Source organism: Candidatus Cloacimonadota bacterium, from assembly GCA_034661015.1.
In the GTDB taxonomy this organism is placed as follows: Bacteria; Cloacimonadota; Cloacimonadia; order JGIOTU-2; family JGIOTU-2; genus JAYEKN01.
The window spans coordinates 1-20,332 of the sequence record JAYEKN010000073.1; the positions used below are offsets into that span (position 1 = coordinate 1).

General features: G+C 34.8%; 14 protein-coding genes. 3 read left to right on the forward strand and 11 right to left on the reverse strand.

The annotated features are described in order from the left end of the window. Positions 1 to 130 precede the first annotated feature (130 nt). The 11 genes from U9P79_02510 to U9P79_02560 all read right to left on the reverse strand — a co-directional run bounded on the left by U9P79_02510 (position 131) and on the right by U9P79_02560 (position 17,853). The gene (locus U9P79_02510; GenBank protein MEA2103502.1) at positions 131 to 2,335 is read right to left on the reverse strand and encodes a sodium-translocating pyrophosphatase; all 2,205 of its coding nucleotides are present in this window, start codon (positions 2,333 to 2,335) and stop codon (positions 131 to 133) included. A gap of 344 nt (positions 2,336 to 2,679) precedes the next feature. Then, entirely contained in the window at positions 2,680 to 5,118 is a 2,439-nt protein-coding gene (locus U9P79_02515; protein ID MEA2103503.1) for a C25 family cysteine peptidase, read from the reverse strand. Positions 5,119 to 5,152: 34 nt separating this feature from the next. Next, the gene (locus U9P79_02520) at positions 5,153 to 5,980 is read right to left on the reverse strand and encodes a T9SS type A sorting domain-containing protein (protein MEA2103504.1); all 828 of its coding nucleotides are present in this window, start codon (positions 5,978 to 5,980) and stop codon (positions 5,153 to 5,155) included. 120 nt (positions 5,981 to 6,100) lie between these two features. After that, complete coding sequence (locus U9P79_02525) at positions 6,101 to 7,576, reverse strand: hypothetical protein (GenBank protein ID MEA2103505.1); 1,476 nt, start codon at positions 7,574 to 7,576, stop codon at positions 6,101 to 6,103. Positions 7,577 to 8,271: 695 nt separating this feature from the next. Continuing rightward, a complete protein-coding gene (locus U9P79_02530; GenBank protein MEA2103506.1) occupies positions 8,272 to 8,832 on the reverse strand; it encodes a hypothetical protein in 561 nt (186 codons plus the stop codon). Positions 8,833 to 9,085: 253 nt separating this feature from the next. Then, complete coding sequence (locus U9P79_02535) at positions 9,086 to 10,384, reverse strand: hypothetical protein (GenBank protein MEA2103507.1); 1,299 nt, start codon at positions 10,382 to 10,384, stop codon at positions 9,086 to 9,088. Positions 10,385 to 10,793: 409 nt separating this feature from the next. After that, positions 10,794 to 11,477 carry a hypothetical protein gene (locus U9P79_02540; protein MEA2103508.1) on the reverse strand — a complete coding sequence of 228 codons (684 nt, stop codon included), beginning with the start codon at positions 11,475 to 11,477 and terminating at the stop codon, positions 10,794 to 10,796. Positions 11,478 to 11,840: 363 nt separating this feature from the next. After that, entirely contained in the window at positions 11,841 to 13,214 is a 1,374-nt protein-coding gene (locus tag U9P79_02545) for an MATE family efflux transporter (protein MEA2103509.1), read from the reverse strand. 243 nt (positions 13,215 to 13,457) lie between these two features. After that, a complete protein-coding gene (locus tag U9P79_02550; GenBank protein ID MEA2103510.1) occupies positions 13,458 to 14,741 on the reverse strand; it encodes a T9SS type A sorting domain-containing protein in 1,284 nt (427 codons plus the stop codon). Between the two features lie 187 nt (positions 14,742 to 14,928). Beyond that, complete coding sequence (locus tag U9P79_02555) at positions 14,929 to 17,064, reverse strand: TonB-dependent receptor (GenBank protein MEA2103511.1); 2,136 nt, start codon at positions 17,062 to 17,064, stop codon at positions 14,929 to 14,931. Between the two features lie 6 nt (positions 17,065 to 17,070). Then, the gene (locus U9P79_02560) at positions 17,071 to 17,853 is read right to left on the reverse strand and encodes an ABC transporter ATP-binding protein (protein ID MEA2103512.1); all 783 of its coding nucleotides are present in this window, start codon (positions 17,851 to 17,853) and stop codon (positions 17,071 to 17,073) included. Between the two features lie 62 nt (positions 17,854 to 17,915). Between U9P79_02560 and U9P79_02565 the strand changes: the two genes are divergently transcribed. The 3 genes from U9P79_02565 (at position 17,916) to U9P79_02575 (ending at position 20,280) form a co-directional block, all read left to right on the forward strand. Continuing rightward, positions 17,916 to 18,317 (forward strand): Rrf2 family transcriptional regulator, encoded by a 402-nt coding sequence (locus U9P79_02565; GenBank protein MEA2103513.1) that lies wholly within the window; start codon positions 17,916 to 17,918, stop codon positions 18,315 to 18,317. Between the two features lie 65 nt (positions 18,318 to 18,382). Continuing rightward, positions 18,383 to 19,564, forward strand: coding sequence for a cysteine desulfurase family protein (locus U9P79_02570; protein ID MEA2103514.1), 1,182 nt, complete (start codon positions 18,383 to 18,385; stop codon positions 19,562 to 19,564). Between the two features lie 68 nt (positions 19,565 to 19,632). Continuing rightward, positions 19,633 to 20,280, forward strand: a complete 648-nt coding sequence (locus tag U9P79_02575; protein ID MEA2103515.1) for an iron-sulfur cluster assembly scaffold protein — start codon at positions 19,633 to 19,635, stop codon at positions 20,278 to 20,280. The last annotated feature ends 52 nt before the right edge of the window (positions 20,281 to 20,332 follow it).

The window sequence follows — 20,332 nt, forward strand, 5'->3', positions numbered from 1 at the left end:
GGGCAGACATTTTGATTTATCCGCCAACTGGCGGATGGGTTCCAGTCTGCTTCAATTTACAAAAAAAACACCCTCGAAATTTAACGAGGGTGTTTTTGCAATATAGCGTTTTATTTAATAAATTTATTTCTTAGAATATTCCTAGAAATTTTTGAATAGCAGGAGAGTAAGCAACTGTGAGTCCAGCTACAACTATACTAACCATACTCATTAACTTGATAAGAATATTTAATGATGGACCGGAAGTGTCTTTACAAGGATCACCCACAGTATCGCCGACTATGAGCGCATTATGCTGATCAGAACCTTTGCCACCGAGATGACCTTCTTCCACATATTTTTTTGCATTATCCCAAGCTCCGCCAGCGTTATTGAGCATAATTGCCAAAGCAAAACCGGAAGTAAGTCCACCAACAAGCAATCCCATGACTCCGGAAACACCCAAAATTAATCCAACAAAAATAGGAACAATAATCGCCAATAGCGAGGGTAAGATCATTTCGTGCTGAGCACCTTTTGTAGAGATAAGAATTGCCGATTCATAGTCTGGTTTTGCATTGCCATCCAGCAAACCCTTTATCTCTTTGAATTGTCTGCGAATTTCATTTACCATTTTTGCAGCGGTGCGACCGACTGCTTTCATGGTTAAGGCACAAAAAACAAAAGCAAGCATCGCTCCGGAAAAAATACCGATAAGAACTTTAGGGTTCATCAAAGTAACATCGTAGTAATCCATAAATTGAGCGATAGATGCACCTGCGATTCCCACAGTTTTTCCGGCAATTTCAAAAGTAGTTTGCCCGATATGTGCAAATCCCATTTTCACTTCTTCGATATAAGCGGCGAGTAAAGCCATTGCCGTAAGAGCAGCAGAACCGATTGCAAAACCTTTTCCGGTAGCAGCCGTAGTGTTTCCGAGTGCATCCAATGCGTCTGTGCGTTTGCGAACTTCTTCACCAAGTTTGCTCATCTCAGCATTACCGCCGGCATTATCGGCAATAGGACCGTAAGCATCTGTAGCAAGGGTGATTCCGAGAGTAGAAAGCATTCCGACGGCTGCGAGACCGATTCCATATAAACCTGTGGCAACATTTGAAAATCCACCAGAAAAACCAAATGCAAATAAAATTCCGAGAGATACGATCACAACCGGATAACCCACAGATTGCATCCCGACTGCGAGACCGTCAATTATCACTGTAGCGGGACCTGTCAGACTGTGTTGGACGATGCCCTTGGTAGGCTTGTAGTGTGAAGAAGTATAATATTCAGTTGATTTTCCAATTAATATTCCGGCTAGAAGTCCGGCAACCATAGAACCCCAAACACCCCAGGTATTCACAAGGTCGGAACCATTTAGCATCAGGTTGATTAAGTAAGCTGAGGCAATCAGAATAAGTAAAGCAGAAAAATTCACTCCTCTACCAAGTGCTTTAAGCAAATCTTTTTGGGTGGCATCCTCTTTTGTTTTAACGAGAAAGATGCCGATTATTGAAAGTAAAATTCCTACACCAGCGATGAGAATTGGAAGAATGACAGCGTTCAGTTGGATACTTGTTCCGCTAAAAGCAGAAGCACCAAGTGCGGCTGTAGCAAGAATAGATCCACAATAGGATTCATACAAATCAGCACCCATGCCGGCTACATCGCCAACATTATCACCAACATTATCTGCGATAGTGCCGGGATTTCGTGGATCATCTTCCGGAATACCTGCTTCAATTTTTCCTACGAGATCAGCACCAACATCGGCTGCTTTGGTGAATATTCCACCACCTACACGGGCGAAAAGAGCCATCGAAGAAGCACCCATTCCAAATGTGAGCATTATCGTAGTAATATTTGAAAGATTGGGAATTTTCACAAGGTATTTTAGCACAATAAACCAAATAGAAATATCAAGCAAACCAAGTCCCACAACTACTAAACCCATCACAGCACCGCTTCGAAAAGCGATCTGTAAGGCTCTGTTCAAAGAATGTCTGGCTCCCTGAGTGGTTCGATTGCTCGCTGTAGTAGCAGTCATCATGCCGAGAAATCCGGCCAGACCGCTAAAAAAACCACCTGTTAAGAAAGCAAAAGGTGTCCATTTGCTTTGAACATGAAGTACAAAAGCCAAGATGAAAAAAAATATAAAAGCGAAAAAGAAAAAAATCGCCACAATTTTGTATTGCCTTTTGAGATATGTTAACGCACCTTTTTTTACATGGGCAGCAATCTCTTTCATGGTGTTATTGCCTTCATCCTGCTTTTTCATATTAATGAAAAAGAGATAAGCAAAGACCAAAGCTATTGCAGATGCAATTGGTGCAATGATAAATAGCATATTAGCCAAATCCATTTTATTTCCTCCGAAATAATAATATTAGTGCTAAATCTTAACAGGTGTTTTTGTGTCAAGATTGATGAAAAAAGTTTGCCTGATTAATATTGTGCGAGAGTGTAAATCCTGATAGTGTTTGGAGATTATGATTTCTCTGTAGTTTACAATGCTCATCAGTATTCGAGCTGACACGATTAAATAAAAAGATAAAAGATTCCATAATACAGGTGAGGTAAATAAGGAGCTCTTTGATTTTCGAGGACTTAAAACGATAAATGAATGAAAAAATAATTTAGTTTTCCACTTTTAACTAAAAAAGCCCTACACAGTAAAAACGTATCGGGCTAAACTTTTAATTATCTGATAAGCAAACACTTCTTAATCTGTTTTACTGAACCATTAACATTGAATTTATAGAAGTAAACACCAGCCCCAACTCGTCTGCTGTGCTGATCTGTGCCATCCCAAATAACATGATGAAGTCCCTTGCCAAACTCATCCAGCACCAGATTCTTAACCTTATTACCCAAAATATTGTAAACAGATATATCTATTATGCTCGGAGTAGGAAGAGAAAAACTAATTTCATTAATCGAATTAAATGGATTGGGATTGTTTTCAAAGCTAATAACAGCATTACAGACAATTTGCTTGTTTTTTAGATCTCTTAAGTTGGAATATACATTAATATCATCAAATGCAAAACCATCATTGGGTATTTTTTCATTGTCATACTGTTGAAATTTTATTACAAAGTCATTGGTGTATCGCATACGTAATTCTCTCACTATTTCATCAAGTGGAATAATCACGCTTTCCCATCTATTGTTATTATCCCTTAAGGTATAGATCTTTTCAAAACGTTCACCGCCATTGTCAGATATATATACTCCATCCTCAAAATGGACATCATCGTTAAACTCTTTCCACCAAAATGAAATTTCAATCTCTTCTTGATTTTCAAGATTTAAATGCAACCATGCTTCATTTAATGAATGAACTTCAGGATTATTAGCATCCATGATAAGATGCTTCACATCGGAATGAGGTCTATGATCACTAGTTACTAAAATATTTCCATATTCATTACTGTTAAACATCTCCCAGTTATTGTCGATACCGTTTTCAAAAGACATTTCATAAGGAAGTCCTGAATATTCCTTTATCTTATAATATTCATTCATAGATTGAAGGTAATTTGGACTGTTGGAAGTGATAATATAATCGTCATATAATATTCCTGCAAATGTGTAAGGTGAAATTCCTCTACCGAGTATGTTCTTATCTTCATCCAAAACCACAATGGTGGCTTCAACCGCGTTTCCAGAGGAATCCATTGATTTAAAGGTATTGCCACCTTTACATATCGTAACCAGTTTCTCTGCCTGACACGACCAAATCTCCATACTCGGATCGCCAAATAAAATATGTGCAATAATATAATTTTTGAGGATGCTAATATTTTGTGCATGGTGATAAATAAATTGAAGAGAGTTAATAGTATTTAAACCAATTTTAGATATATTATTCAAAAATATAAAATCCATGAAGTATTCAGCGGCAAAACGACCAATAAAAGGGAATTCATAGTGAGCTGAACCATAATAAGCTACAGCTCCATTATTATCTGTCAGGAAACATGCTCCGATGCAATCCTGTGGATCATTATTAGAATTCACAAATTTAGTGCTCGCACAAGATGAATTCCACAATACATAGGGATTGGAATTTGTTAGATAATCAGGAAGGTATTCGTAATAATAACCAGTTGTATCATTCCAGTGTCCATTTACCGACCATTCATACACATTGGTTATTTCTTGACTATTCGGATAATCAGCAAGTCCACCAATTGCATTCCAATTACTATTGATATTATGTGCCGTAATAGTTCTATCACCGCCGTGAGTTACATTAAACAAAAAATTATGATCATCAGAATTCATTGCATTACCCAATAGCACACCGGCAGGGGAAAACGCTGAAGCCAGATCTTCCTCATAAGTAAAATCTATATCAGTATCTATATGCTGGGCAATTGAATCAATTATATCATTACCGCGGGTATTACCCGGCATTCTATGAATATTGTTGGCGATTAAATGATATTTATTAGAATAATTTCCTACCTGACGATAGGATATGTATTTATCGATAAAATTCTGCACTTCTTGCCCTGTATTAGCGGGAATTCTACCAACATATAAATCAGCCTCAAAATTTATTTCATCATCAGATATCCAGTCAGATAGCACATTACAGAAATAATAATCTGTAGGAAATGAACTATAGTCTGTCCTCATACCGGTATCAATTATTTTTGGCATTACCACAGACGCATCTCCACCAATAAGAACATATTTAAGGAATGGATTAAGCATTTTTTGTGTTTTCAAGTAATCCCTTATTTCTTCCGGTGTATTTCCAACAAGAGAAATTGTTACTACTTTAGTTTTTATTCCTTCTGCATTCTTTATTTTTGCAAATTCCAAAAAATCCTGTTCCAAATCATCATTTGTAATAATTATCATAGTATAAGGGAGCAAAATCGGAATTCCAGGCTGAGGACCTCTGGAAATACTTTCAGTACAATCTTCTTTTTTTATCGTAGGCTTGAATCTTTCAGTATGCTCAATAAACTGCTCAATTTCTTCAGGACTATCAAATATCTTGCTCAATTCTTCTCGTAATCCATTCTCTAAATCATTCTTTGGTGTAGCAAATAAACAGGTAAAGTTTATGATTGAGAATAAAATTATTGTTGATATTATTCGTATAATATTTTTACTTTTCATGATATAATTTCCTTTCCCCGATTAATTCGGGATTTTAACGAAGTAAAAGCATTTTTTTTGTATCCACACATTTGCCGGCATCTATCATTCTGTATAAATAAATCCCGGGGCTTACATTTTGTTCCAGCTTATTTGTTCCATACCAGGTAACACTGGCTTTACCTTGTTCATTGTTAAGGTGCATGATTTTTACCTTTTGCCCTTTTATGTTGTAGATTTCGATTTTTGCATCGCTCGAACTATTTTTAAGATTATATGATATTTTGGTATGATTATAATATGGATTAGGAGAATTATTAATAATTTGGGTAGAAGACATTATTTGTGATGCAGGGTCTACTGGGTTTGATGGTGTGTAAATAATCGAATGTGCCGCATAATTGTCCATAAAATCCACATTAAAAGAACCATAAATATCATCCCAACCAATAAGAAAATCATTAAATGTATAACAATAGCGTCCTTCTATTTGGTAACTTACCATTATATTCCATATCTCATCATATCCGAAACATATTTCATCATCATTCCAGTTTGGATTTCCAGTTTCCACATTATCGTAAATATCCCAGAGAGTAGCACAAACTGCTCCTTCGCAAGCATTGCCCGTTGGTTGATATCCATTATTATCACAGGGTTCTTCTGCGTCGAAAGTTGAGGTTCCCCAAGTTGCAACATTTATCATTTCCCAATCCTCTCCCTGATCACGAATATCATCTGTTGCAGATCTTATTAAGCACGAGAAGAAATGAGCAAAACCCTCATACCAGGCTAATTTATCATTACACGTTTGACTGAATCCCTGGTTTGGGTCCGGACTTGATGAATATTCTGCAAAATTCCAATGATATGCATGACCCAATTCATGCAGGACAACAGAATTGTCCCATTGATCATAATTTTGATCATCGCCAACATCATATCCACAAATAAAGATGATATCCCAAGGTTCATCATTTACTAATAACCCATTAGCTGAATACTAGGAAGTATTGTTAGGATAACCAGGAAATGGATAATCATGTCCAATATGTGAATAAATGCATAAACTATCCCTTGGTTGGTTAGAAAGGGAACCTGTAGAGAAATTTTCTGCTCTTATCTCCTGCTCAAATACATTTAATGCTCCACACATGTCCGGATTACCAATATAAAAATTCCAACCATTAACGACTGTTGGATGCTGAGTCCAATACATATTTATATCTTCAGAATCAGAATTATAGAATTCAATATGAGGCCCGTAAAATCCTCTATTCTTTGCCATAAGCCCATCGCCCGCTGAATTACTTTGTACAAACAAACACTGGTCATTTTCTAAAAATAAATAAATACCTACATTAGCAAAGTCTATACCAGAGAATGAATATTCACAATTTCCATTTATTCCTCCACCAGTAATTTCATGAGAATCTATTAATATCGGATTAGAAGGATCATCTAAATTATAGAGTCTAATTTCTCCAATAGCTGCATAATAGGTCTCCCATTCATCTTTTTCAAATTTAAAACTTCCATCTATATCATAATTTTCAATCAATTCAATTTCCATATAGTAGCCCTGTCCACCGTAAGTGAAATATATATTTCCTGTTGCTCCTACTGTACTCGCGGCATTAAATGTAAGAATTGAACCATTAGCAGATACAGTTCCTATCTCCGGATCACAACTTACATTGGAAAGTGTCTCTTCGAAATCATGCTCTAAAGTAGTATTAACTAAGACCTTATAAACAGTTCTTCCCTCAAACTTAAAAGGATATGGATTTTTTTTATTCTCAACTTTATCAGCTTCAATTTTAAAAAACTCCGGATTGATTTCTTTTAAATTGATTCCTTGCAATTGTTTATCATCAGTATTTACTTCTGGTCTGGGTTCTGAAGGATCAAGAGGGATAACATCTCCTTGATATTTACGGTCTTCTTGATAAATTCTAGGTTTATATTCAAGCCCCTTTTCCAGACATTCAATCTCAATACTTTTTGTAATAAAATCACCAATATGCGAAAGAGGATATTTAGCAATGAGAATTTGTATTAAGAGATTTTTTCTATCGGGCATAAGATTAAGTTTTTGCCTAAAATGAAAATCAATATGAGGATTATTCTCATCTAATATCTTATCTTTATCTGAGTATAATATCTCCCATAATCGTGGTATTGGGTTAGGTGGTGGCACCAATTTCTCACCGAGACGTATCATTGCATAAGTTTTTCTTTCAGCTATTCTGTATTTTGTGCCTTCTACATAATTCGGATGATCTTTTAATAACTTAATGGTCGCATACACATCAATAGAATCTCCTACATAGATTTTGTCTTTGGATACACTTATTTCTATTTTTATAGGTGCTTCTGGATGAGTCGGTTTTGCAACTAATATGTTAATGCATAGAAAAGTAAGCATTAATAATATTGCTCCTCTTCCTAATATTGAATTTACACTTTTGTTCAACATAATAACTCCTTTATGTCTAATCATTTTTTTTTCGTTTTATTATTAACAATATTTTTTGGCATAACACCAAAATTCCTATTTTATCAGTTAACACATTTCATTTGTTTCATTAGGGTCCGGGTCTCTAACGGGATTGGAGCTTAATTTATTTAGTTCCATTTAAATATTTTCTTTTCAAATTTTTTAATTAATCAGTTATCAAATTTACTAAAACTCGAATTAATTCTCCTGTAAAAACTTTTGCCTTTCTGTTCAAAAAAAAGAACAGAATGGCATAATCAGGTAAATTTGTTTTTTCCAAGGATAATGTATTTTTTTCGTATTTTGTAAAATTTATTATATGTTTGTAATCCGCCGGGAGGAGGACAAGTTTTTCTTATATCGCTTAAGTAATGAAAAAATGTGATGGTGGTAAATAAATTAAAAAAATTGTGTGCCGTAATTCTAACGAAAAAAAACCCCTTTACTCACAAATGTAATGTGAGAATAAAATTTAATTCTATACTCTTCAAACATTCTCATAAACTAAACCTCTGAATTTACACAACTTTATCCATAAGAAAATTAATAAATTTATCTTTTTGCATATTTATTCCTTTTGTAAATTTTAGTTGAACAGTTTATCCAATAAAGACATTGGGGGATTTTGCTTGTCAAATATTTTGGAAAATTAATTTTAAATAAGGTGGATTTTTTCATTTGTATCCACAAATTTTCCGGCATTCATCATATTCTTCTCCTGTATATTGGTCCAGGTAATATTTTACCCTGGTATCTCCATTGTTCTTTCTGAAATCAAAATGTTCCACATCAACCCCTGTATCAATTATACCAATTAATACGTTTTCACCTGTAATATCCTGATTATTAGCAATATATGAATCAACCACATATAAATCATCGCTTCCTGCTCCACCAGCGCTAACATCTAATTCTTCTTCTACAGGAACTGAACCCACAACATAATCCACTAAAGGATGTTCAAGAATATTTTTCCATTCTGCCAAAGGTATATCTGCTCCAATAAAATTATTAATCCCAAAAGATATTCGGACATTATCTTTACTATTTAAAAATGTCCTTACTTCTTCTGCATGACCCTCCTGGACACATACAACAACGGATACCATTTCAATATCATTTTTATAGAAAGTCTCTGAAAAACCATATTCAACATTAACTCTTTGAATCTCCTCTGCAAATAAAACTGAAAAACCCAATAAGAAAATAATTGCAAATAATATTATCCTTTTCATTTTTTGTATCTCCTTTTTTTGATATTTGGAACTCAAAAAGCTTCATATTTTTTAATTGCTTTGATTAACATCTTTAATATCCATCATCCTTTCCTTATGTAATCCACCAAACAAGATTCTATACCCGATGTATCGGGATCTCGGAGCTTTCAAATATTACACAAGGATGGTAGATAACCCATCAATTTACATTAATGACTAAATTTTTATTCATTTTAAAATTTTTATAATTTGCCATACTTTATTACAGAGCCTAATGTTTTGGTATATATAGATCCTTGAATATTTTTGAGGAGTAACTATATCTCTTAAGTAAACTTAAATCCCATTCTGGAAGAAGAGAATCAACTACAGTAAATTTAAGAGTAACATCTTTTTCAAAATTTGAATTTACAAGTATATCGTAAACATCCATTTTTAGATTTGGAATAGATACAATTGTAACTGCATAAATATCAGGATATACTTCTGCTGTGAAGTGTCCCAGAGAATCTGTCTGAATATAAGTCAGGTGATGTTTTGCTGAAAGAAAAGATAATTCAAATGATTCAATTTCATGATTCGTAAGTTTTACTTCTCCAGAAATCTCAATTTTTTTATCGGGTTTAACAAAAGTATTTACATAATCAGCATAAGGAATGTTTTGTGAAAAACCATAAGAGTATGGATAGAATCCTTTTTCTTTATAAGGTTTTATCTCTGAAAGAGTTTTATATACTACTAAACCATAAGTATAAGTAACATACATTGGAGTATTAAATAATGTAACATGGTCTTCTATTATCTCTATTGGATGTGAATATCCTCCGCTTATTTCCGTAAATACCAGAGAATTAGGTCTATTATCAGTGTCAAGAAAAACTAAAATATCCTTTTGTTCTGCCGTATACTTATTATTAAATTCTTCTAATACTATATCATCTAATTCGAATTTAAATCTATCAGATATTGGAACTATTTTGGGTTCTTTTACATCTATTGGTATTTTCTTTTTTTGTTTCTCAGAGGTCATATAACTTGTTACGGTTTCTACAAATATTTTATATTCACCTTCAGGAAGCCAGCAGGAAAACTCACCGTTACTCTCAGTAAAGAAACTCTCAACAGTATATCTTCTTTTAGTTTCCGGATGCTTAAATGTTACAGAAACGATGTATATTGAATCAACATGACAAAATCCCTTTAACATTCCTTTATGTTCGGACTTCCAGTCTAAAAGTAATTTATTAATACGCTTTTCTTGTAAATATGTATTATCATCACGGAGTCCACAAATCTCAATCTTGTCGTTTAACTTCTTTTTTAACTTTTTTACCAATTTTAAAGGAGTGATGGTAGCAATATACTGGTCGTTACCTGTAATTAGTTTTACTTTCTTGTTATTAAGAAATTTTTTCACCTGCTTTTTTGCATCTTCGCCATACTTTATAAATGCTGTAGTCATTTCAGTATTGTTTTCAATATAAGTTTTATAGTGCCAATCAGAGATATCATTAGCTAATAAAACTAGAGGTAAAAATAAAATAATAATTAAAATTCTTTTTAATAACATAATTTCCTAAATTTATCTTTTTGCATATTTATTCCTTTTGGAAATTCTAATTGAACAATTTATCAAAAAATACATTGGGGGACTTTCTTGTTAAATATTTTGGAAAATTATTTTTAAATAAGGTGGAAGAGAACCAATAACATAGTCTACATAAGTGTAGTCTAAGATATTTTGCCATTCTGCCAGAGGTATATCTGCTCCAAGAAAATTATTAATTTCAAAAGATATCCGTACATTTTCTATGCTATTTAACAATGATTTTACCTCTTCTGAACGACCTTCCTTGGTGCATACAACGACAGATACCATTTCAATATCGTTTTTATAGAAAGTCTCTGAAAAACCCTGTTCAAGAGTACATATTTGTTTAGATGGTACTATTAATTTTCATCAAATATAATCAAATATTTTAAAAACCATAAACTGTAACAAATGCAATTATTATCCAGCAGAAAACTACAAAACTGCAAGTGCTTGCATAATACAGGAGTGGTTTTTCTGTTAGAAATGAAATGTCTCTATTTTTTAAGCGAGAACCAACTAAATAACCGAGTGGAAATAAAAAACCGGGGAAAAGAATCCACGAAATACCTTTATCAATAAGATAGGAAATAAATCCGCTCAAATGTGTATAGGCAAGCAGATTTTGGCAGGGAGCTAGAATCTTACCTAAAAAATAAAAACTAATGGCAGTTGTAGCTCCTGCTGTGGCTCCTGTAAAAATTCGCCCGAGTGGTCTTTTGTTGTGTTCCGGCTTGACAAGTAAAGTTATAATAGCCAATGATGCTCCAATTAAGAGGACTGCCAGACAAGAATTTGCTTTACACATTACCGAAATTTGCAGAAGCGGAACAACTAATTGCTTGCTCAAAATCGTTACAAACACAATTCCGATAAATAACAAAGGCTTTTTCAAGTAAGCATAAGCTACGCCTAATATTCCTGCACCGATACCAATAAGTATTCCTGAGCGATATGGGATTCCTGCAATTCTCAATAAATGGCTAAAAACAACTTCTGATAGTCCCCAGATCGAGCCTAAAATTGCGATGAAAATTATAATATCAAGATACTTAAATTGCTTTTTATTCATACTATCCATAAACCTTTTCGATATTCATTTATTTTTTACATACTTTTGTAATTGTTTAGAATATTTGTCAAGAAAGAGAAAAGAATTTTAAGCATGCCCTTATTTTTTTGGGAGTAAAATATCCGCTTGCCTCGTGTCCGCCAGCCGGCGGATTATCTGTTTTATTTCCACCGGGTTACTTTTGAGAATGTCGCACCTACGGTGCTTTATTTCCGTTTATTCACTGAACATAAGGCTGACGCCTTATGCTACAAATATGTCGCACCTCCGGTGCTGATTTGAAATGTGATTTTTTCCGTGTATTTAGTGTATTTCGTGGTCATTTTTTATCTTTTCACTTCTCACTTTTCCCTTCTCCCTTTTTCACTTTTCACTATTTTCTTGCTCAATATGCTTTCGGAAAAGAACTATTTGTTTTTTAATCTCAAGATGAGCCAACCCTCCTCCAAATAAGTAGGAGATTGCCAAAGCAATGTAGATGCCTATCTCTCCATAAAATTTTGAGGCAAGTAAAGCTAAGGGAAGATACAATACAAATAGCTGAATAATTATCAACCCGATTGCATGAAAGGGTTTGTTCAGCACATTCAATATTGTTGTGCCGATCTTGAGAACACCTTGAGCACCATAGGTAATCGGCACAATTTTGATATACATTGTAATTGTGTTGATCACCGCAGGATTTTTGCTGAATAACAATGCAAGTGGTTTGGCAAATATAAAAAATATTCCGGCAAGGATGATTCCGGCAATGAGTGAAAATATTTCACCTGTTTTTCGTCCTGTATTCACCCGCTCGAATTTTTTTGCACCAACATTCTGCCCGATGAAAGGTCCCATAACCGAAGCCAATGCACCGGTGAAAACAAAAGCAAAAAATTGGATTTTTGATGCGACACCATAGCCGGCAACCGCTTCTGCTCCGTAGGTAGATAATAATTTGATAATTATTGCGGATGCGAATGGTAGGGTCATCTTTATTAGTGAATTTGGTATCCCGATATATAATATTTTTTTCCACGATTCCAAAATGTTCTTAAGCGGGACTTTTACAAAAGTGATGACTCTTTCACGAAAACACAACACATAAATTGCAACTAATCCGGTTATAGAACGACCAATTACTGTAGCAATCGCAGCACCTTTAACGCCCAATTCGGGAAATGGACCGATTCCGAAAATCAAAAGAGGATCTAAAATAATGTTCACAATAGCGGCAACACCCATTATCAGACCGGGAATTTTTGTATCTCCCATTGCCCTTATTATGTTGTTGCCTATCATCGGAATGGTTACGGCTATCAATCCGAAATACCAGATGACCATATATTCTTTGATATAAGGTAAAACATTTTTTCCTGCTCCAAGCAGTTTGAATAACGGTTCGATGGTTAATTCGCCAATTATGAGAAAGGGAACTACCAAGCATAGTCCGAGCAAAATACTATCTGTGCCGAGACGTTTCACTTTTTGATGATTTTTTTCACCGACTACTTTTGAGATGACAGCAGCTGCTCCCAGCCCAATACCTATCGCTATGCTATTTATCACCAAAATAACCGGAAAGATGAAAGAAAGGGCAGCCAACTGATTTGAGCCCAATTTGCTTACGAAAAATGTGTCAGCAAGATTGAAAATCACCATTCCCATCAAACCGAAAACCATCGGTATTGTCATTCGGAATAGCTGATTAGGAATATTTCCTTCTGTTAAAATTGCTTTTTTGATTTTTTCCATAAATATTACCTTAAAAAAAATATTTGATAAATGAATAAAATATTATGAATTCACCCCACAATGATAAAAATATTTAAGATGGCTATGCCTGATAAACTGAATGAAATTAATAAATACCACTGTATCCGTCTAAAACAGTGTCAAGGGATTTCACTTTTTGATAATTTTCACAGCGGATTGGGATTTAAAAATTACTCAAGTGCTAGAGAAAATCCACTTCATAAAATCCAAAATCATTCCAAATTATCTTAGCAAAACCATCTTATTTATACAAAAATTCTCATCGCCTAATTCTACTTTATAAAGATAAACACCTGCAGGAACTTTTTTGCCTCCGGAATCTTTTCCATCCCAAACAGTCTTGTTAATTTTAAATTTTGAATTATGAATTTTGAATTGCCTTACGATCTGTCCTCTAATATTATAAATCTCAACTTGTGAAACTTCTTCCGAATTTGTGGCTTCACCAAAATATATAGTAGTTGAACTACTGAAAGGATTTGGATAATTGAAAGATTGGATCGAATTTTGGGGCTGAACATTTCCTCCCACAGAATTTTCAGAATAAAACGCAGCATCACAAGGAGCGATGCCCACAGTAATGTCGGTAATGAAAACTTCATCAGCAGAATAAATGTGAACTTGTCCGTTATTTACCCAATCAAGAGCATCACCGAGATATATATTCCCCGCGGAATCGAATGTTACAAATGAACCGCCGGCTGCAAACAGGTTATTGAACGGATAAATTATGGAAAGGGTTTCCACATCATAAGCCATAAATCCTTGCCCCATTCCATCCCCGAGATATGCTGTTCCGTTAGGGTGAATATTGATTCTCGTTGGTGAACCGCCAATTTCGATAATGGAGATATTGGAATAATCCTGCAAATCAATTATATGCATTTCTCCGCTGATATTACTATAATTTCCAGTGCAAACAACGTGTAAACGCTCCTGAGCATCAATCTTGGCAAATTGCGGATTATTTCCCACATTGATTGTTTCTATGACAATGTCCGTTTCCGTGTCAATAACTGAAACTGTACCGTTTGGCGAACCGTAGCAAGTATTCAAAGCATAAATTCTGTTTTCATGATAGTAAATTCCCTCCGGACCATTTCCAACATTTAAAGAATTTGTAATTTCGTAAGTTGTCGGATTAAATACGTAAATCATATTTGTAAAAAGTCCGGATACATAGCCCTTTTCTCCATCGGGCAGAAGCGTCATCCAGTAAGGATTCGAGCCGTTCGGACATTGAATATAACCGCTGGTTGTTTCGGTTTCCATGTCTATAACCTGAATATTATGCTCACCAGAATTTACCACATAAGCGATTCCTTCATTAATAAATATCTGGTTTGCATATTGCCCCACATTTAGAAAATTATTGATCACTTCTCCCGAATCCGGGTCGTACTTGGAGAGGGATTCACTGTTGCTGTTTAGGATATACAACGTTTCAGCGCAAAGAATTTGCACGAGCATTAGTAATACAATTAGTAGAGTAACTGTTCTTTTCATCTTTTTCCTTCTTTCTTATATTTGTTTTAAATGAGATGTGACAAACCATTTCGTGACACAACTTGAACTTGGCACGGAATGGTCCGTGCCAACTCTCAAATTCCGAATCCGCCGGCTTGCGGATCCAACTGACAGCTTGCAAGCCGATAATTTGGCACGGAATGGTCCGTGCCAACTCTTATATTAATCATACGACAATTTTTAATTTCACTCCGAATTCGCTTCCGGAACTCGGAATATTCCGATAAATTTCATAGCTTTCATCAAAAATATTTCGGACAGATAAAACGGCTATAAATTGGATTTTCTTTAATCTTTTTTTGAAATTCAGATTTGCATTACAAGTTAGGTAACCATCTAATTTCACATTATTATCAAAGGAAGCATATTGTTTTCCCAGCTTTGAAAGGGAGAAATTTATTTTGAACTCATTATAAGAAAATTCAATTTTCCCGTTAATCTTATGGAGAGGTTTATAAACCAAAAATTTATTATAATGATCGGAATCAGCGGATTTGTTTAGCGGTAAAAATTTTGATGAGCTGCCTGAAAAGGAAAACCAATCGCAAAAATGTAATTCCAGATTAGCGGAAATTCCGGAAATTTCCGCATCAGCGAGATTATCGGGTGTCCATATTCCCAAAGCACTTTGATGCCAATAGATTAAATCATCAATTCTGTTCGAAAATCCGGAAATTGCAATGGAAGCGAAATATGGTTGCCAGCTTAATTTTGTGCTGATAGAACGTGATTTTTCCGGATTTAGATCGGGATTTCCCATTACTCTGGAATCTCCTTTCCAAAACAGAGAAGTAAATTCCGGCATCCGAAATGAATTACCTGCATTTATTGAGAGAGTTGAATTTTCCAAAAATAGAGGCTGAATTTTTGCCCCTACGGTTGCAGAAAACAGATTGCGTTCTTCCAAAACAGAATCAAAACGGAGGGCAGAATTTAGATCAAATTTAATTTTCCCTATCTGATTTGAATAAGTCGCAGAATTTGCAAGATAGAGAAATTTACGAATTTTCAGCGGAATAGACTCCTCAATTGAATTTGAAATCAGATTGTCAAACTTATACGTTTCGTAACGAAATCCTGCAAAATTATTGTTTCTGAAATTCTGCCAAAACTTCTCCCAATTTAATTTCGTCTCAAACATCTCTGTGATATTCTGAGAATCATATTTGAAAAAATAATTATCGGTTTCCAAATTTTTGTAATGGCTTTTCTGATTTTGATAAAAATTTCCCCATCGGATTGAAGTATTGTGTAAATTAAACTCGGCATCGTATTTGAGATGAAAAAGCGATGAGACTGCGTTTGCGTGCAGATAGTGCATATAATCGGTTGTCTGACCTGGAATTCCTTTTCTGTCTTTTTGGAGAAATAGAGAGAAATTATTCACAAAATCATAATTCCATTTCCTGTTTATTTTCAGATTAACCGATTTATTTTCATTCACGTTATTTTGCCGTCTGACCTTTTGATTCTCAATTTCATTATAATAAAAAAAGTCATTTTGGGAATTTTCATAATTTAAATTAAGCAGGAATCCAAATTGCCCGAGATTAAATTTTCCTTGATAATTACCAATATATTTGTCCCAGCTTCCACAAAAAACAGAAATTGAATGCCCCTCACTTTTTTGCGATGCGGTTTTTAGAATAAAATTTATAATCCCACCGATTGCAGAGTTCCCCACTAAAGCTGAGCCATCGTTTTTTACAACTTCAATGCGGTCTATCATTTCGACGGGAATTTTCCCTACGGAAAAAACTCCCCCACCGCTATTTACTTTTACTCCATCAATCAGGATCGCTAACTGTTTCGGATCACAGCAATTTAACGAAACATTTTTTTCACCTTTGCTATCCTCACGCAAAATTATCCCGCTATTCATTTCCAAAGTGCTAAAAATATCTGTTCTGTCCTGATCACCCACCTTAAGAATTTCTACATTGATCTGATGAGAAGTCAACGAATTTTTTTTCTCTCCTTTCACTTCGATTCCCCTGATGGGGATGGGAGAAGTTTTTAGAAAAATTGTTATCGGTGAATTTGAAGAGAAAATATTTTTTACAATTTTGGTTTTGTATCCCAAAGCTGAAATTTGTATTGAAACGTTTTTTTGATCCGTTTGCAAAGTGAATTTCCCATTTTCATCGGTTAAAGTAATTTCAGGGGGAGTAATTATCTCAACCCGAGCGTATTTTACGGGAAAGTTTTTGTCCTTGCTAATTATTCGTCCGTAAATCTCAGCAGAGCAAATTCCGTTGATAAACAGGAACAGCAGAAATGCTAATAGTCTAATTTTTCTCATTTAATCCTACGCGTCCTGTTTGTAATTGTAAATTATTCCCGGTTTATTTGTAAATGGGTTTCGGGTGGTTTTGATCGGAATTTGAAAAGTCTTGGATAAATTTTCCGAATGCAAAACATTTTCCACAGTTCCGAATTCAACAATTTGTCCATCGGACATAAGCATAATTTTATCGCAATATTCTGCAGTTAGATTGATATTGTGTGAAACAGCGAGAATGGTTTTGCCTTGTTGCTTGTTCATTTTTTTTAGAATCGTAAAAATATTTATTTGATGATGAATATCCAAATGTGAAGCAGGCTCATCAAAAAGCAAAACATCTGTGTTCTGATTTAGAGCAAGGGCGATCATCACCAGTTGAACTTCCCCGCCGCTTAATTCCGAAATTTTTCTTTCAGCGAGATGAGATATGCTTAATGTTTCAAGTGTCTTTTTAGTGATTTCAAAATCGGTTCTACCGTAGCTCTCAAGGAATTTCAGGTTGTGAAATCTACCCATCAACACAATTTCTGTTACTGAAAAGTCGAACTCATAATATGGTTGCTGAACCACAACTGCGATTTTTTTTGCTAATTTCGTTTTATCATATTTTTCAATCGCTTCATTATCAATGAAGATTTTGCCCGCATTCGGCTTCAAAAAACCACTAAGACATTTTACAAATGTGGATTTGCCGGCGCCATTGGGACCGATTATTCCCACGAAATCTCCTTTGGAAATCTCGCAAGAAATTTCTTTCAGGATTTTAATTTTATCATATTTAAAATTTAATTTCTTCGTTTTTATCATATTATTTGACAACTCCTACCAAAACAGTATGTTTTGGTTTAAAATTATTTACGGAAAATTTTATGAAAATATCTATTAACACAGATTATATTTTAAGAGCAATGTATGAGCTCGCTTCCGGTTGTTTGGACGACCCTGTTTCGATCGCCGTTATATCAAAACGCCAAAAGATACCGCGAAAATTTTTGGAACAATTATTCCGGCGTCTAAAAGCGTGTGGGATTGTTAAGGCAATTCACGGCAAATATGGTGGATATATTTTGGTGGACAAACCGAAAAATATTACTATGAAGAAAATAATTCGAGCAGCGGAAGGGAGAGTTGAAGTTCATAATTGCGAAGAACGGCGTGCAGAAACTCTTTGCCACAATTTTGAAGGCTGCACTTTTAAAAATTTTTGGACTGATTTCAATCAGCATATTGCATCTTTTTTGGAATCGTACACCCTTGATAATTTTATTTAAATCTATTCTTGCTGAAACATTCAGATTATTAGATATTTTCACACTATTAAAAAATGGAGTAAAAGATGAAAAACAAAGAAATCTATCTTGATGCTTGCAAAACATCCAAACTTGATCCGGAAGTTCTGAAGGAGATGCTTCCCTATTTTACAGAGAAATTCTGGTATCCCGGCAATTTTACCAGTATTGGAAATGAAATTGCAGATGCACTTCAAAATAGTAAAGAAACAATTGCGAGTTCGCTTTCTGCTAAACCAAAAGAGATCATTTTCACATCAGGCGGAACCGATGCAAATAACATTGCCCTAAAAGGGTTAATGGCTGCCTGGGAAAACACAGGCAAGCATTTCATTACCTCAAAAATAGCACATCCGAGTATGCTAAAGATTTTTGCTGCTCTTGAAAAACAAGGCTATGAAGGCTCATATATCTCCGCAGACCAAGATGGTTATCTTGACTTGGACGAACTAAAAAAATCAATTCGCAAAGACACCACTCTAATTGCTTTCACGCATGTGAATCACACGCTCGGGACAATTCAAAAAATAAAGGAAATAAGCGAGATTTTGAAAAGGCAAGATCATAAAATCAATTTCTTTATAGATTCATGCGAAGCCTATGCAAAAATTCCTATTAACGTGGAAGAACTCGGCGTGGACTCACTTTCCATTTCTGCTCACAAATTTAATGGTCCCAAGGGAGTCGGTGCTTTGTATATAAAAACAGGTACAAAAATGGTTCAGACACAGCAGGGAATAAATCGCTTTCAAGCATTGAAACCCGGGGCAATCAATGTTCCCGCAATAGTCGGTTTTGCAAAAATTGTTGAATTGATCTTCAAAAATTTCAGCAATTATCGCAATTATTTAGGTAAAATTCAAAAGTTACTTTACGATGGAATTGTGAAAAACATTCCGGACATTCGATTGAATGGTCCAAAAATTGGTAAGCGAAGTCCCGCTCATCTCAATATCACTTTTTACTATGCAGAAGGTGAGGCGATTATGATGATGCTGGATTTTGAAAATATCCATGTTGCCACAGGTTCAGCTTGTGCTGCAAAAGATTTGAAAGCAAATTATATTTTAAGACATACCGGCAGAACACACGAAGAATGCAACAGCTCAATCCGCTTCACTCTTGACAAATTTATCTCTACCACAGATGTAGAACGAACTGTCAAAGTTCTCACCGAAGTTATTCAGGAATTACGCCGAAGAAGTCCTCTTGGCAAAAACAGAATGTAACTCAATCATCCTGATTGGAAAGTAGAAAGAAATAAATCAATTTATATTTAGCAAAATAAGGAGAATCAATGGCAATCAAGTATTCTGAAAAAGTTATCGAGCATTTTAAACATCCGAAAAACATAGGTCAAATAGAAAATCCAGACGCACAAGCAACAGAGGGAAGCCCATCCTGTGGAGATCAGCTTTCAATTTATCTAAAAGTTAATCCTGAAACAAATGTAATCAATGACATAAAATTTGAGTCTTATGGATGTGCCTCGAACATTGCAACCGCATCCATAATCACAGAATTAGCTAAAGGAAAAACCATTGAGGAAGCGAAAAATATCAGCTGGAAAAAAGCGGCTGATGATTTGGGAGGATTACCACCTGTAAAAATGCACTGCTCCGTATTGTCCGTGGATGCATTGCGATCTGCAATTAAAAATTACGAAGAGAAGCATCTTGGAAAACATTTTGATAATTCATTGAGCAAGAAAAACATTGAAAAAGAATTGAATAAAATTATCTATGGAAAAGTGGGTGTGGATATTATCACTCTGAAGATGGTGAAGTATATTGGTATTCGAGAAGCCAACAAGGTAATTATTGAGATTGAAATCGCTAAGGACGACCCATTCTTCAATGAAATAAATGACGAAATTCAAGAGCGATTAGAGAAATTTCCAAATATAGAGAAAATTGTAGTGGCAAGTGTGTTGGAGGTATTTTAAAAATCTCCTACAGTTTCTCGTTCCCAAGTCCATCCCTCATTTCTCGTTCCCA